The organism is Photobacterium sp. 53610 (assembly GCF_036409375.1).
In the GTDB taxonomy this organism is placed as follows: Bacteria; Pseudomonadota; Gammaproteobacteria; order Enterobacterales; family Vibrionaceae; genus Photobacterium.
The window spans coordinates 552134-568320 of the sequence record NZ_JAXOFS010000001.1; the positions used below are offsets into that span (position 1 = coordinate 552134).

The following is a 16187-nucleotide window of genomic DNA, read 5'->3' on the forward strand; positions in this document are numbered from 1 at the left end:
TCGTATAATTCAATGTTTCAGTGAGTGATAAGCAGGGAAGCACGAATGATAGAAACAAAGAGATTGTTACTCCGACAGTTTGAGCCAACCGACAGAGAATATACAATTGCGTTACTAAAAAATCCTGAATTTATGGTGTATTCACCCACAGGAGCGATGACAAATGAGCAGGCAGAATGCCGGTTTCAGAAATTGCTCACCGCTTATGAACAATTTGGTGTTGGAAAATTGGCATTGGTTGAAAAGCTGTCAGGCGAACTCATTGGTTATTGTGGGATTGAGACATTTCAGCATCAAGGGAACGATGTCGTAGAACTCGGTTATCGGATAAGGACACAATCGAGGGGAAAAGGGTATGCATTTGAAGCCAGTACAGCAGTTTTGAGTTACGTAAAGCAAATGGGTTGTCCAAGTGTGTGGGCTTTGACGGAATCCGAAAATGCCCCATCAATGCACATATTGTTACAGCTTGGATTTAAACCCCGAGGCTCAGGGCTATTTGAGAACATGCCCGTAAATTACTTTGAAAAGTGTCTTTAAAAAATAGTAAGAGTAAAACTGGAAGTCATGGTATTTCCTATTTCAAAAAACCATATTGTTGATGGTTTTTTCGGTTCCGTTCGGTAATAAAGTCAGTTCACCATTTAGACAGCCATCATATTTTATAGATCAGGAGACGATTTTGAAAAAAGACTTTATTTTTTGTCTCAGTATATTCGTTGCAGGTTGTAACTCGTCCACTTCAAGCAAAGATGCTTTTCAAAAAGAATGGCAAGCCAAAAACATTCAATCCTATAGCTTCGAGTATAAAGAAACAGGGTTTACACCCATAGCAGGCGACGCTTGGGAAATTCAAGTCGCTGATGGTGAAGTTATTTATGTAAATTATACGGGAACTGGAACTCCTGAAGCTGTGCTGAGTGCAGAAACAGCGCCAACTATTGATGAGCTATTTACAAGAATGAAAGATTGCAAGGCAAAACCAGAATGCGACATTACTTTAGTGGAATATGACAAAATTAACGCTTACCCAATTCAATATAATGAATCGTATGGAAGTGAAGGGGCTGGGTTTGAAGTATTCAATTTTGTTGTGCAATAAGTAACAATGCACATCATGTGTTGTCAGTCTCTGGGCGTGGAGTGATAACAAAGCAGGTCAATACTAAGCCATCATATTAAGAACGTCTGTCGATTTGTCCTTTTCTCATTCGACTATGGTCTGTTACCGGCAATCGATCAGGAGGAGCAGCATGACACCCATCATCACTGCATTTGAACAGCCACTCGATCGTGGTCAAGGGCTGGCGCGTGATACGCGTGTGCGTTGGGCGTTTGAGGAAGTGGGTCAACCTTACGAAGTTCGCCTTTTATCATTACGCGCGATGAAAGAACCTGAACATCTGATGCTGCATCCTTTTGGCCAGATCCCGATCTATGAGGAAGGCGATCTGACCTTGTTTGAGTCTGGCGCCATCGTCTTGCATATCGCCGAGCGATATGAAGGTCTGTTGCCGGAAAATCCCAATGCGCGTGCGAGGGCGATCATGTGGATGTTTGCAGCGCTGAATACCGTGGAGCCGCCGATACTTGAACTCATAACGGCCAGGCTGCTGGAGAGCGACAAGCCCTGGACCAGAGAGCGTTTGCCGCTGGTTGAGAAACGTATTCGCAATCGCCTGGATCAGCTTTCTGCATCTTTGGGTGATGCAGCGTGGCTGGAGGATGGATTCAGCGCCGGAGACTTGCTGATGATCTCTGTGTTACTGAGGCTGAAATCATCGGGCATGCTGGAGGAATATCCGAACCTGTCAGCTTATGTTGCCCGTGGTGAGGCTCGCCCCGCATATCAGCGCGCTTTTGCAGCGCAGCTCGCTGTTTACAAGAACAGATTACAGCACTGATAAGTTGCTTGTCATGAACGAACATGCTGGCTGTGCGCAGGTCAATACAGCTCAGTCCTTTTTACGTATTTCGCTGTGACAGGCCGTGTATAGGGTGTTCACTGAACACAATGAAAAGGATATAGGAGATGAAATGAAAACGATTGGTCTTTTAGGTGGAATGAGCTGGGAATCCACGGCCAGTTATTACCGGCTGATCAATGAAGCGGTGCAATCAAGACTTGGCGGTTTACATTCAGCAAAAATCTGTCTTTATAGTGTCAACTTCCAGGAAATTGAAAAACTACAGCATGAAGGGAATTGGTCTGAAACAGCAAAAATTCTTTCTCAGGCAGCAAAGTCTGTGGAATCAGGTGGTGCTGATTTTCTGATGATTTGCACGAATACCATGCACAAAGTTGTTCCTGAAATTGAATCTGAAATATCGATCCCTATTTTTCATATTGCTGATGCAACGGCTCAGTTATTAAAACAGAATCATGTGGCTAAAGTAGGTTTATTGGGCACTCGCTTTACAATGGCGCAAGATTTTTACAAAGGACGTTTAACGGAAAAATTTGGCATTCAGGTTATTGTTCCTGATGCAGATGAGCAAGATTTTATCCATGACGTGATTTACAACGAGTTATGTCAAGGGATCATCAGTGAACAATCCAGAATTCAATATTTAGATATCATCAATCAGCTGCATGCCCGTGGCGCTGAGGCTGTTATTTTAGGATGTACTGAAATTTCTCTTTTGGTTCAGCAAAGCGACACAAAAGTAACCCTGTATGACACAACAGAAATTCATGCGAATCAGGGGGTCGAGTTCGCTTTATCAGATAGCGGAATATAACCAGCGGATGACGGTAACGGCTCATGCTAAGCAATGTTGATGCAAAGTAGGTAGTGTCGATACAAAATTGAGTTTTCGAATTGATAGCGCTATGTTTTGTTGTCACGTGTTGGCCTTTCACCAAGCGTTCGTTTTTAGGAGTTATGATGAGACGTGAAAAAGCATTTCAGGATCAGGTCCCCAATAACCATTGTTTTGGCTGTGGTCCAAACAATACTCTCGGTTTGCAAATCAAAAGTTATTGGATAGGAGAAGATAAATCGGCCTGTACGTTTGTTCCCGCGCCACACCACAGCGCGGGCCCTACGCAGTTCTTAAATGGCGGGATTATTTCAACCATTATTGATTGCCATTGTATATGCACGGCAATTGCGAAAGGGTATCAGCAACTCAACCGGGAGATTGGCAGTGGAGAAGCTGTGTGGTATGCGACAGGAAAATTGGAAGTGAACTATTTTAAACCCGTACGAATTGACCAAGAGGTTGAATTAGTTGCTGTGATTGAAAGTCTGAGTGAGCATAAGATGACGTTAAGTTGTGACCTTTACTCAGAGAATGAACTTTGTTGTCAGGGGCAGGTGACTGCTGTCAAAGTATCAAATCGTTGGTTCGAGAATGTCAGTTAGATTTCAATTGACTTCGTCTTGAAGGAGGAGATGCTTATGACACATTACAGGCGCTTGGCTTGTGCGTGCTTTTCATCTTCACTGAATGTTTAACAGAAAGGTTTGACTGTAGAAGGATTCGCCATGTTTGGACGGTTTATAAAAAACAGGAAAATAAAAAGCTACGCAAAAAGATTGCCTCGAGATTTAAAGAAGCGATACGGTAAAAAGAAACATTATTCCAAATCTCAGGTTGATCGGGCCTTAATCAGGCAGAGGTTACGTCATTCAAGTGGAAATATCACACCCAATGACTACTACGCTTATGCCATGTATTGTTCTCCCCGGGAGTTCTCTCAAATCTGTCATTCAACTGATACAAATCATGATTATCACCAAATGAGACGAGAAATTTCTGAAGTTGTCTTTGGTGGACAATCAGAATTTACCTTTAGCTCACTGGAAACCGAATATGGTTCTGGTGGCAGTTATGATGGCGGCAGTTATGATGGTGGCGGAGATTTTGGTGGTGGTGGTTGTTCTGGCGGCGGTGATTAAGACCAATCCCACAACAGCAATTTTAAATTTGTCCGCTCAGCCCTGTTTCCGGCTTAAATCCCGCGCCAGGACCATGGCAAGGCCAATGATTTGCAGAAAAAGCGCCAGGTTTCTCAGGCCGGAGATATCAGACATCAGCCCGGTATATTGCTCCCCGAGGGTGAGGTTCTCGATATACAGCTGATTGATTTTCTCCCTGAGTTGTTCCTGTTCGCGGTTCATGGCGGTCATGATGTCGGGCAGGGTGCTCAGGGTCAGGGTCTCAAACCGCATTGCTTGCCAGGCGTGGAGTTCCCGGAGTAACTCATTTTGTACCGCTTCAGGCAGCTGTGTTTGGCTGGACTGACTCAGCGTCAGCAGCGAAAGGGTGACTTCCCGTTTCCGCTCGATTGATTCAATCTGCTGCCAGGTCAGACTGATCAGTTTGTCATTGCTACTTTGCTGCTGGAGTAGCTGGCCTGCATCCATGGTGGCGGTATCAATGTAGAAATTGGTCATTAACGCCGAAATGATATTGAGCAATAACCCGATAGCAACCACCAGCCATGTTGGGATAGACCATGTTCGCATGCGCCGGCTCCGTTGAAACTTCCTGTTGAGTATGACCGTCTTGTCCCGGTGAGATGGCCAGCGATTGTCGCAATCATAAGACAAACGGGAATAAACGGTGTGTGTGGTACTTTTGTGTTTGACCTTTTTTATCCGTCACATATTTTTGATATAGATTGTTCCATCAATATTGACCTTCCCCTTAGGGAAAGCTTTATGGTGGCCGGGATTGTAAATTGAAGGCTGGTTATGCGTCGGAAATCTGTTCGGACAATGTGGATTGCTGTGTTGACTGCGCTGGCACTGGTTGTGTCCGGTGTGGCGAACAGTACGTCCGTGATGACGTTCAGCATGATCCGTGACGTCATGAACAATGACGCCATGATCAGTGACAGCATGTCTGCTGACCACAATCCCTGTGCGCAAATGTCCCACAACAGCCATGCCGATCATCAAAGTGTTGCGCAGCAGCCTGAAGCCGGCTGTTCGCATGATCAGAGCATGCATACCTGCTGCACCGCTGCCTGCGGGACAGCCATGGTCCTGCCTTCGTACCATTCATTTTCTTCCCTCCAGAGCCGGTTCGCGGTGCGGCCTGCGGAGCCTGTTGTTGCTGCGGTGCATACGGCTCAGTCATTGTTCCGCCCTCCGATCGCTTAAATCCACGTTTTGTACGTCGTGTCACCGTGACAGAAGTGCGGTGACTGTTGTTGCTCTGCCGTTGAACGGCAGTCACCGTGGATTTCATTGTGAAAAAACAATCGAGCTTACTCGCACTTTCATTGAGTGCGCTCGGGCTGTTTGCGTCGCCGCTGATGGCGGCGGAGACGACAGCACTGCCTGTGAAGGCGGTCTCTCAGCCCGTATCATTACCCACATTCATCGCACTGGCACTCAGCAATGATGCCAGTCAGAAACGCCTTTCCGCGCAGTCTGATGCGTTGCGGGAAACGGCGATTGCCAGTGCCACCCAGATGGACCCGAAACTGAAAATGGGTGTCGGCGGGTTGCCTCTCGACAGTTTTCAGTTTGACGAAGACCCCATGACGAATATCTCCGTCGGGCTGATGCAACAGTTCGCACGGGGGGATACCCTGACGCTTGAGGCCCGCAAAATGCGCCAGCAGGCAGACGGTGTTGATTGGCAGCGTCAGGTCAGACAGCGGGAAGTCGCGAACAGTCTGACCCAGTTATGGCTGGAGCTGGGCTATCAGCAGCAGGCCGAACGGCTGCTGCGGGAAAACCAGCGACTGATGTCAGAGCTGGCCGGATATATTCAGACCAATTATTCGGTCGGTCAGAATGAAGCGCAGGACTTGCTGCAGGCACAGCTTCAGGTTAGCAAACTGGACGACAAAATTCAGGCCAACCAGCAGATGCAGCGCAAGCTGCGTGCCCAGATGTCGGAGTGGCTGGGATCTGCGTGGCTTTCAGAAACCACCGCGTTCACTGCCACGAACAGCCTGAACTGGCAGGATCTGGATACCTTACTGCGTTCTCAGCCGCAACCGAATCAGTATTATGCGCTGCTCAATCAACATCCCATGGTGAAGGTGGCCGACACCGCCATTGCGGCCAGTGAGACGCAGGCTGACATTGCCGGAGAAGCCTATCAGCCTCAGTTTGGGGTTGAAGTCATGTATGCCTACCGACAGGCAAAAAACATGAAAGGTGAACCGGCATCTGATTTGCTCAGCGCGTATCTCACCGTTGATTTACCTTTGTTTACTGACAATCGACAGGATCGTCAGCATGCCGCGGCCCAGTATCAGATTGGTGCGGCCAAATCACAGAAAGATCTCCTCCTTGCGCAGATGAACGCCAGAGCGAATGCGCTGATTGCCGATCGGGTGAATCAGCAGGAAAGGTTCACCCGCTATCAGTCCCGCTTATTGCCGCAGGCACAAGAACGGACCAAAGCGGTGGAGCGGGGCTATCAGAACAATACTGCGCAGTTCAGCGATGTGATTTCCGCAGCCAGTGATGTGCTGGCGCTGGAAATTGAGATGGCCCGTTTAACCACCGACCTGAACCAGACCAGCAGCAACCTGGCATTTTTACTGGGTGGTCCGGCATTGCGGGCGATTGCGCCGTCGCTGATGACCCCTGGTCTCTCAGACTGAATTCGCAAGGAGAGCAACAATGAAAACAATGACAATCACCGTACTGGCACTCCTGATCGGCAGCGGTCTGGGTTATCTGGGCAGTCAGACTTTAAATCAGCACGCCATGGCAGTGAATGCGAGTGAGGCCACACAGTCCGGCAAGAAAGAACCCCTGTACTGGGTGGCACCGATGGACCCGAACTACAAGCGTGATCAGCCGGGAAAGTCTCCGATGGGGATGGATCTGATTCCGGTGTACGAAGAGGACGCGGGCAGCACGCAAAACAAGCCGGGTACCGTCCGGATTGATCCGTCGGTTGAAAATAATCTGGGCGTGAAAACAGAGCAGGCCAAGGTGCAGCCGCTGTCCCCCCGGATTGAAACAGTGGGGTATATCGCCTTTGATGAGCGTCATCTGTGGCAGACCAATGTACGGGTCAGCGGCTGGGTTGAAAAGCTGTATATCAATGCGGTTGGTGAGCAGGTCAAGCAGGGGGATGTGCTGTTCACCCTGTATTCTCCGGAGCTGGTGAAAGCGCAGGAAGAATTGCTCAATGCTTACCGGACCAAGCGGGATGGCCTGATCAAGGGGGCGTTTGAACGACTGGTCGCTTTGGGCGTCGATAAAGCACAGATCCGGGAAATTGCCCGCAGCGGGAAAGCGGTTCAGACGGTGAAAATTAAAGCCCCGGCCAATGGGGTGATTGCCACACTGAATGTCCGGGAAGGTGCATATCTGTCACCGGCACAGGCCGTGATCAGTGCCGGTCCGCTCAATACCGTCTGGGTGGATGCGGAAGTGTTTGAACGTCAGGCTCACTGGATCCGTCAGGGCAGTCAGGCCAGTATGCGGCTGGATGCTATTCCCGGAAAAAGCTGGCAGGGCAACGTGGACTATGTCTATCCGATCCTCGATCCCAAGACGCGAACACTCAGAATGCGGTTGACCTTCGACAATGCAGCCGGTGCGCTGAAGCCGAACATGTTTGCCAACATTACGCTGGAACCGGTCACGGAGGATGCCGTGCTGACGATCCCGGCTTCTGCGGTGATTCGTTCCGGCGGAATGGCTCGTGTGGTGATAGCAGAAGGCGAAGGCAAATATCGTTCCGCACGCATTGAGACCGGCCGTGAAGCCAACGGCAGTGTTGAGGTCAGACAGGGACTGACATCGCAGGACCGTGTGGTGACTTCAGCGCATTTCTTGCTGGATTCGGAATCCAGTCAGCGTGCGGATCTGTCGCGGATCAACGGGGTTGAAGCCGCGCAGGAGAGTGTCTGGGCAACCGGAGAAATTACGGAAGTCATGGCCGGGCACCGGATGCTGACCATCAATCATCAGCCGGTCCCGGAATGGAACTGGCCGGGCATGGTGATGAATTTTACCCTGGCAGACACGCTGGAAATGTCGGATCTGAAAGCAGGACAGGCACTGGATTTCGAGATTGCCAAAACCGAAGCGGGTCAGTACCAGATCATGGATTACAAGGTGAAGGATCAGGCACTCGCCAGTGAAGTCTGGGTGACGGGTGATATCTCTATGCTGATGGCAGACTTCGGTATGATCACACTGTCTTATCCGGCTGTTCCGGAGTGGTCGTGGCAACCGGGTGAAATGAACTTCACCGTTGGTGACGACATTGACCTGTCCGCTTTTTCGGAAGGTCAGACCGTCCGGTTTCTGATCGCCCGCGATGGGGGTGAATACACCCTGAGGCAGTTAGAAAAAGCAGGGGGTGAACAATGATCGGGGCTGTGATTCACTGGTCGCTGAAGAATCGTTTTCTGGTGCTGATTGCTACGTTGTTTCTGACACTGGGCGGTTTGTACAGCGTGAAAAATACCCCGGTGGATGCGTTGCCGGATCTGTCGGATGTTCAGGTGATCATCAAAACCAGTTATCCGGGACAAGCACCCCAGGTGGTGGAAGATCAGGTCACGTATCCGCTCACCACAGCCATGCTGGCGGTGCCGGGTGCAGTGACGGTCCGGGGTTATTCCTTCTTCGGCGATTCCTACGTATACATCATTTTCAACGATGATACCGACATGTACTGGGCACGTTCGCGCGTACTGGAGTATCTCAGTCAGGTCGCGCCGAAACTGCCGTCAAACGCCAAACCGACCCTCGGTCCGGATGCGACCGGGGTGGGCTGGGTCTACAGCTATGTGCTTCAGGACAAAACCGGTCAGCACGATCTGGCGGAGCTGCGCAGTCTGCAGGATTGGTTCCTGAAGTATGAACTGCAAACCGTGAACGGGGTGTCTGAAGTGGCCACGGTCGGCGGCATGGTGAAGCAGTATCAGGTGCAGATCGATCCGGCCAAGCTGCGTGCTTATGACCTGACGCTTCAGCAGGTGAATCAGGCCATTCAGTTCGGCAACCAGGAAACCGGTGCTTCGGTCATTGAAGTGGCCGAGGCCGAGCATATGGTCAGAACGACCGGTTACCTGACCGGGGTTGACGATCTCAAAGCACTGCCTCTGAAAGTGACGGCGAAAGGCACGCCTTTACTGCTGGGGGATATTGCTGACATCAATATCGGCCCGCAGATGCGGCGGGGGATCTCCGAGCTGAATGGCGAAGGGGAAGCCGTCGGGGGCGTGATTGTGATGCGCTACGGCGAAAACGCCAGTCAGGTGATTGATGCGGTGAAAGCCAAGCTGGCCGAACTTCAGCGCAGCCTGCCGGACGGGGTTGAGATTGTGTCGACTTACGATCGGTCCACGCTGATCAATGCCGCCGTTGAGAACTTATGGAAGAAACTGGCGGAAGAGTTCATCGTGGTCGCCATTGTCTGTGCACTCTTCCTGTTCCATATTCGCTCATCCCTGGTCATTGCGCTCAGTCTGCCGGTCGGCATTCTGGCAGCTTTCGTGGTGATGCACTGGCAGGGGATCAACGCCAATATTATGTCACTGGGCGGGATTGCGATTGCCATTGGCGCCATGGTGGATGGCGCGATCGTGATGATTGAGAACGTGCACAAGCACATTGAGCGAACGCCGCTCACGGACAAAAACCGCTGGCAGGTGATCGGGAAAGCGGCCGAAGAAGTCGGTGCGCCGCTGTTCTTCTCGCTGCTGATCATCACCCTGAGCTTTGTGCCGGTGTTTGCGCTGGAAGGGCAGGAAGGCAAGATGTTCTCGCCACTGGCCTTCACCAAAACCTACGCCATGGCCGCCGCGGCCGGTCTGGCGATTACGCTGGTGCCGGTGCTCATGGGCTACTTCATTCGCGGCCATGTGATGCCCGAGCATAAGAACCCGGTGAACTGCGGGCTGGTGGCTTTGTATCGTCCGTTGCTCAACCTCAGCCTGAACTACCCGAAATCGGTGCTTGTGGTGGCACTGGTGTTGTTAGCCTCGGCTTATTACCCGGTGTCAAAACTGGGCAGTGAGTTTATTCCACCGCTGGATGAAGGCGACCTGATGTACATGCCGACCACCTATCCGGGGATCTCCGTGGGGAAGGCGCGCGAATTGCTTCAGCAGACCAATAAGCTGATCAAAACCGTGCCGGAAGTGGACACTGTGTGGGGCAAAATCGGTCGTGCTGAAACTGCGACCGATCCGGCACCGCTCACCATGATCGAAACCGTGATTCAGCTGAAACCCCGGGATCAGTGGCGGGAAGGTGTGACCACAGATTCTTTGCGGAAGGAGTTCGATGCGCTGGTCCAGTTTCCGGGCCTGACCAATGCCTGGGTGATGCCGATCAAAACCCGGATTGACATGCTGGCAACGGGGATCAAAACCCCCATCGGGATCAAAATCGCCGGACCGGATCTGAAGACCATTGAAAAGATCGGTGCTCAGATTGAACCAATCCTCAACCGGATTCCGGGCACGGCCTCGGTGTATGCCGAGCGGGTGGCCGGTGGCCGTTATGTCACGCTGGATATCAAACGCCGACAGGCGGCCCGGTACGGTCTGAACATCCGGGATGTCCAGCAAGTAATAGCGTCGGCTGTCGGCGGGATGAATGTCGGAGAAACCATTGAAGGGCTGGAACGGTATCCGATCAACGTCCGGTATCCGCAGGATTATCGTGACTCTGTCGTTAAGTTACAGAACCTGCCGCTGGTGACCCCGAATGGCGCCCGTATTGCACTGGCAGATGTGGCGGATATCCGTTACGAAGACGGCCCGCCAATGATCAAAACCGAGAATGCACGGCCAAACGGCTGGGTGTTTGTCGATATTGAAGGCCGCGACTTGGGATCCTACGTTGCCGAAGCCCGGCAAGTGGTGGCGGAGGAACTGTCGCTGCCCGCCGGTTACTCCCTGACCTGGTCCGGGCAATACGAATACATGGAACGCGCCAAAGCACGGCTGAGCGTGGTCACGCCGATCACTTTGATGATCATCGTGCTGCTGCTGTATTTCAGCTTCCGGCGCTTCGGTGAAGTGCTGGTCATTATGGCGACGCTGCCGTTAGCGATGGTCGGCGGTGTCTGGCTGATGTATGTCCTGCACTACAACTTCTCCATTGCGGTCGGCGTTGGCTTTATCGCGCTGGCCGGGGTTGCGGTCGAAATTGGTGTGATCATGCTGGTGTACCTCAATCAGGCCTGGCATGGCCGCAAGCTGCGGGCTGAAGAAACACAGCAATCGTTGCAGCCGGAAGATCTGACCGATGCTATCCGTGAAGGTGCCGGATTGCGGGTTCGCCCGGTGATGATGACCGTCAGTACCGTCATTATTGGTCTGGTCCCCATCATGTACGGTTCCGGCACCGGCTCGGAAGTGATGCAGCGCATTGCAGCCCCGATGATTGGCGGCATGGCGTCGGCCCTGATACTGACCCTACTGGTGATTCCGGCCATATTCAAACTCTGGAAACGCAGAGAAATTCAAACCCAAAACTAAACGTTCGAACCGGTTTCTTCTGTGAGCAGAAGCTGGATTGAATCCAATACAACGAAGCAAGATAAGCAACTCAGGCGTGTAAATTAAAAAGGAAAACAGAATGAATCATTCAATGAACAAGACGATGAAAGCAGTGATGAAAAAAGCTGGCATGAAAAAGACAGCACTCGCACTGATCATGTCACTCAGTGCTACCCCGGTTCTGGCGGACGGAAAAGCGCATGGCAGTATGGACCACTCTAAAATGGGTCATGCGCAAATGGATAATGCCAAAATGGATCACTCGATGATGAATATGGAAGGCATGACTGCCGTCGGTATGCCGGCCAAAGGCGCAAAGCCAGACAAAGTGGTGTATGTCCTGCTGTCGGATGACATGAAAATCCGTTTCAAGAAAGAAGTGAACATCGAAGCGAATGACGTTGTGCAGTTTGTGGTGATGAACACCGGCAAAATCGACCATGAATTCTCCATTGGTTCAATGGAAGAACAACTCAAACACCGCGAGATGATGCGCAAAATGACCTCTGGTCACGACCACGACAGCGGATCTACCGTGACCGTCAAACCGGGCAAAGCGAAGGAACTGCTCTGGCACTTCCACGGTGAACCGAACGTTGAATTCGCCTGTAATATCCCCGGCCACGCCGAAGCCGGTATGGTGAAAAGCGTGGTGGTGCAGTAAGCCACACATAATCCATCGATGATACAGACAAAGGAGGCATCGCCTCCTTTTTTTTCGCCGCAGAACTTGCCCCAAAGCACAGATATGCAATCCAAAACATACCGTTTAGTGAAACCTATCCCATAACTGAATAGGATGGCTGCGGCAGAACAGCTCAACTGCCAGTGACTTCAGTGTTAAGGGCGGTAGCGTGGGTGGGTTGTGGTTTTGGGGTGAAATGAGGTAAGCAACATGATGTGGCTGCATAGAATCAAGCATTATACGGAGAAAGAATGTCTCTGAATTATTCACAAGATTGGACTGCATACATCAAAAATTCCGGGCATTTTACTAAATGAATTGATGTTAAATTTCTATTAATGAGGTGATTAAATTGGAATAAATGTTTATAAAGTTTAATTTATTGGTGTGACTTGTTATAAAAAATAAATTAATAATATTTACGTATTGGATGGAAAGGAATGTTAACTTCTATTTTTGAATTTTATTTGAAAGGTGTTAATGCATCTTCGATTACTGATTTTTTTCTGGTTACTTTAGTTTTTATTTTTTGTTTATCTTTACTATGGAAGAAATCAGATAAGCATCATGCATTCACAAATTACACGCCTACTTTACTTACATCCTTAGGTATATTGGGTACTTTCACAGGGATTATCTCAGGATTACTCGACTTTGATACAAGTGATATTGATAATAGTGTTGGTCCGCTACTAGAAGGATTAAAAACGGCATTTATAACTAGTCTAGCGGGGATGTTACTTTCTATTATTTATAAAGTTTTCATCTCGTCGGGTGTACTAAGTAAAGTTGAAGATGGTGGAACCATTGAAGAAGATATAGATATTGTTGACCTTTATAAAGTTATGAATCAACAATTGGATGGTATATCACTGCTAAGAAAGTCTATCTCAGAGAATGATGAAGCAAGCTTAGTCGGTCAGATAAAATTAACCCGATCTGATATTAACGAAAATTATAAGAATAATGGGATTTTTCTTGATCTAATAACAAAAAACACGACAGAATTACTATCTATTTCCAAATCACAGCAGAACACATTTAATGAATTTGAAAAAGAACTATGGCTGAAGTTACAAGAATTTGCTGATATGATGTCTAAATCGGCGACAGAACAAGTTATTGATGCATTAAAGCAAGTAATTCAGGACTTCAATAGCAAGCTCACCGAACAATTTGGAAAGAATTTTTCAGATCTAAATGAAGCAGTGAAAGAACTAGTTATTTGGCAAGAGAATTACAAAAATCAATTGAACGACATGAAATTACAATACGATCTGGGAGTTTTAGCTATTGCTAAAACTGAGGAATCAGTTTCAAATATCAGTCGAGAAGCCCAAAATATACCAGAGACTATGAGTGTCCTTAAGCAAATTATGGAAGTGAATCAACACCAAATTCAAGAACTTGATAGTCATTTAAATGCCTTTAAAGATGTTAGAGATAAAGCAGTAGAAGCTGTGCCAGAAATCAGAGGACAAATTGAATTAGCGATTTCAGGAGCGAGAGAGGCAAGTGATAAGTTAGCCGTCGGAATTGTTGAAAGTAGCGAGCACATAAAGGCTGTTATATCTGAAGGCGCTGAAAATTATAGAGATACGGTCGATCGAACACGTGCGGCATTAACAGAATCAGCCCAGGCGACAGCAAATTCGAGTGAAGAGATTAAAGAGAGGTTTGCAAAAACTTTAGAAGATATAAACAGTCAAATGCATAGCTTGATTTTAGAAATTCAGCAAGGTAGCAAAACACTTAATAGTAATTATAGAGAAGCAAGCGAACAAATCATTCAGGATACGGAAAAGGTAAGGATTTCATTTTCTGACAGTATGGAACAAATGAAAAACAGTTTATCATCTACCATTGAAGAACAAGCATTAGAACATAGAAAACAAGCTGACCGAATATTCGCTGGATTGGAAAAAACAATAGAAGAAGCTCTATCTAACACCGGAGAGTCGGTTCAAAAACAAGTGAACATGATTGACCAAACAATGGGAGAAGAAATCGAGAAAGTATTGCAGTCAATGGGGACAGCATTGACCTCGATTAGTGGACGTTTTACAGAGGACTATAGCCGGTTGGTCAAAAAAATGTCTGATATCGTTGCTCAACAAGCGTAGGTGGGATAGATGTCAACAGTATTTGATAGAAAGAGTTCAGAACAGGATGAGTCCCATTGGTTATCTGTGTCAGATCTAATGGCCGGACTAATGATGGTTTTCTTATTTATTGCTATTGCGTTGATGCAGAATGCATTCAAGGAGAGAGATAAAATAAAGGAAGTCGCAGTAGCATATCAAGACAATCAGGTGGCTATATATGAAGCATTGCAGACGGAGTTTAGCCAAGACTTATCTAGGTGGAATGCTGATATTGATGAAGACACATTGACATTTACTTTTAAAGCCCCGGAAGTCTTATTTAAGGAAGGAAGTTCAATGCTTAGCCCCGATTATAGGAGTCTACTCGATGAATTTTTCCCAAGATATATGACTATCTTAATGCCATTTAAAGAATCTATTAATGAAATTAGGATAGAAGGGCATACGAGCAGTGATTGGAACTCTTTAAACGCTGATGATGCATATTTTGAAAATATGCGTTTATCTCAAGAAAGAACTAGGTCAGTGCTTAGATATGTGTATAGTTTAAAAATCACCAGTAATTATAGTGTTTGGGTGAAAAGTCATTTTTCAGCAGTTGGCTTATCCTCTTCAAAGTTGATTTATGATGAAAATGGTACAGAGAATAAAGTGAGATCACGAAGGGTAAGCTTTCGTGTGTTAACTAATGCGGATATTCAGATTAAACAGATTTTACAAGGGGAAGAGTCATGAAACTCAGCGTCGATTTATCTTCTCTTTGGGCGCGTGTTCATCAAATGGGGGCTGAAGTTACAGATTTTGACATTGGAACAGTTTGGCAAGATGGAGATATAGAGTTTGATGATGAACTCGAAAGTGGGGTTGACGTTGATATAGAGGATTTAACTTCTGAGGAAGGAATTCTTAGTGTAAAAGGACGACAAGTTATACTTTTTATTCCTGATCATGGCTTTAAAGTTGAAAAAGCTTTACTTGATGGTTCTGAGGGTAACAAGTTTCATGTGGCAGATTGTACAAAGTTAGATGAAATGAGGAGAAAAAATAGTTTTGAAGAACGCTATAAAATCACGAATAATTTTTCTGGTGAGTTTCCTATTTATGGTCATTGTGCGAACAAACAATTTCTAGAGGGTACGGCTGGCTTAAATGTATGTAAGCTTTGTTTGAATCATTTGAATTACCAAGGTTCTGCTAATGCAACAGTTAGTGAAAGAAACGAAATAGTTAATCAATTTGACATTGAAGAGTTCTTTTCCACCTATAGCTCTTTGTTTAGAAAGCTGCCCAAACAGTATGCTTCTTTAGCAAAAAAAGGATACTCAGAAGACTGGGAAAGCGTGTCAGCGGATATCAGAAAAAAATCAAACTATGTTTGCCAATATTGTTCAGTTGATTTAAAAGAAGCTAAAAGATTGCTACATGTACATCATCGCAATCGTGAAAAGTCAGATAATTCACCTCAAAATCTTATAGCACTCTGTGCTGATTGTCATAGGAAAGAACCATTTCATGGCCATATGTTTATTAAACATGAAGATATGTTAACAATAAATCGTTTACGAGGTGAGCAGAATGTCTATGCAAATTGTGACTGGAATACGGTGAAGAAAAAAGCAGACCTCTCTTTGCATGGTGTTTTAAATCATTGTGAAAAGAAAGGTTATAAAGCTCCTGAAGTCGGGTACTTACTAAATGTAGCTGATCGCACCTCACCTCTTCTTTTGGAGCTGGCTTGGCTTCAAAGGAAGTTCGGTATCGTTTTGTCTGATCCAGTGGAGGTGGCTGGTTGGACTATCTTGTCTTTAGAGGAAGCATTAAGCTTTTTTGGAAAGAACAAAAAGTCCACTACTAGATAAGATTAAAAATACTGGAACAGACACTTTTGTTAGCAGTTCTGTGGTTCAACATCTGCCTTGATGATCCTTGCCGTGGATACTGAAGC

At 47.5% G+C, this 16187-nt stretch carries 15 protein-coding genes; 14 read left to right on the top strand and 1 reads right to left on the bottom strand.

Features of this window, described 5'->3' with window-relative positions; all coding sequences use genetic code 11:
• Positions 1-45 precede the first annotated feature (45 nt).
• The 6 genes from SPK40_RS02610 (at position 46) to SPK40_RS02635 (ending at position 3905) form a co-directional block, all read left to right on the top strand.
• Positions 46-540, top strand: coding sequence for a GNAT family N-acetyltransferase (locus SPK40_RS02610; RefSeq protein WP_330959317.1), 495 nt, complete (start codon positions 46-48; stop codon positions 538-540).
• 142 nt (positions 541-682) lie between these two features.
• Complete coding sequence (locus SPK40_RS02615) at positions 683-1102, top strand: DUF6174 domain-containing protein (RefSeq protein WP_330959318.1); 420 nt, start codon at positions 683-685, stop codon at positions 1100-1102.
• Between the two features lie 151 nt (positions 1103-1253).
• Positions 1254-1904, top strand: coding sequence for a glutathione S-transferase family protein (locus SPK40_RS02620; protein ID WP_330959319.1), 651 nt, complete (start codon positions 1254-1256; stop codon positions 1902-1904).
• Positions 1905-2037: 133 nt separating this feature from the next.
• Positions 2038-2742 (top strand): aspartate/glutamate racemase family protein, encoded by a 705-nt coding sequence (locus tag SPK40_RS02625; RefSeq protein WP_330959320.1) that lies wholly within the window; start codon positions 2038-2040, stop codon positions 2740-2742.
• A gap of 143 nt (positions 2743-2885) precedes the next feature.
• Positions 2886-3368, top strand: a complete 483-nt coding sequence (locus tag SPK40_RS02630) for a PaaI family thioesterase (RefSeq protein ID WP_330959321.1) — start codon at positions 2886-2888, stop codon at positions 3366-3368.
• A 123-nt stretch (positions 3369-3491) separates the two neighbouring features.
• The gene (locus SPK40_RS02635; protein WP_330959322.1) at positions 3492-3905 is read left to right on the top strand and encodes a DUF6559 family protein; all 414 of its coding nucleotides are present in this window, start codon (positions 3492-3494) and stop codon (positions 3903-3905) included.
• A gap of 36 nt (positions 3906-3941) precedes the next feature.
• Here SPK40_RS02635 and SPK40_RS02640 read toward each other — a convergent pair whose 3' ends face one another.
• Positions 3942-4475 (bottom strand): hypothetical protein, encoded by a 534-nt coding sequence (locus SPK40_RS02640; RefSeq protein ID WP_330959323.1) that lies wholly within the window; start codon positions 4473-4475, stop codon positions 3942-3944.
• A gap of 228 nt (positions 4476-4703) precedes the next feature.
• On the opposite strand from SPK40_RS02640, the gene SPK40_RS02645 reads away from it, so the two are divergent.
• The 8 genes from SPK40_RS02645 (at position 4704) to SPK40_RS02680 (ending at position 16101) form a co-directional block, all read left to right on the top strand.
• Positions 4704-5114, top strand: a complete 411-nt coding sequence (locus SPK40_RS02645) for a hypothetical protein (protein WP_330959324.1) — start codon at positions 4704-4706, stop codon at positions 5112-5114.
• Positions 5115-5269: 155 nt separating this feature from the next.
• Positions 5270-6577, top strand: coding sequence for a TolC family protein (locus tag SPK40_RS02650; RefSeq protein ID WP_330959844.1), 1308 nt, complete (start codon positions 5270-5272; stop codon positions 6575-6577).
• Positions 6578-6596: 19 nt separating this feature from the next.
• Positions 6597-8306: an efflux RND transporter periplasmic adaptor subunit gene (locus SPK40_RS02655; protein ID WP_330959325.1), complete on the top strand. Its 1710-nt coding sequence runs from the start codon at positions 6597-6599 to the stop codon at positions 8304-8306.
• Complete coding sequence (locus SPK40_RS02660; protein WP_330959326.1) at positions 8303-11431, top strand: efflux RND transporter permease subunit; 3129 nt, start codon at positions 8303-8305, stop codon at positions 11429-11431. The genes SPK40_RS02655 and SPK40_RS02660 overlap by 4 nt, the downstream gene beginning before the upstream one ends.
• A 151-nt stretch (positions 11432-11582) precedes the next feature.
• Positions 11583-12116, top strand: coding sequence for a copper-resistant cuproprotein CopI (copI, locus tag SPK40_RS02665; protein ID WP_330959845.1), 534 nt, complete (start codon positions 11583-11585; stop codon positions 12114-12116).
• A 461-nt stretch (positions 12117-12577) separates the two neighbouring features.
• Positions 12578-14260 (top strand): MotA/TolQ/ExbB proton channel family protein, encoded by a 1683-nt coding sequence (locus SPK40_RS02670; protein ID WP_248140536.1) that lies wholly within the window; start codon positions 12578-12580, stop codon positions 14258-14260.
• 9 nt (positions 14261-14269) lie between these two features.
• Positions 14270-14977 carry an OmpA/MotB family protein gene (locus SPK40_RS02675; RefSeq protein WP_036747836.1) on the top strand — a complete coding sequence of 236 codons (708 nt, stop codon included), beginning with the start codon at positions 14270-14272 and terminating at the stop codon, positions 14975-14977.
• Complete coding sequence (locus tag SPK40_RS02680) at positions 14974-16101, top strand: HNH endonuclease (RefSeq protein WP_330959327.1); 1128 nt, start codon at positions 14974-14976, stop codon at positions 16099-16101. Before SPK40_RS02675 ends, SPK40_RS02680 begins: the two co-directional genes overlap by 4 nt.
• Positions 16102-16187: the final 86 nt, after the last annotated feature.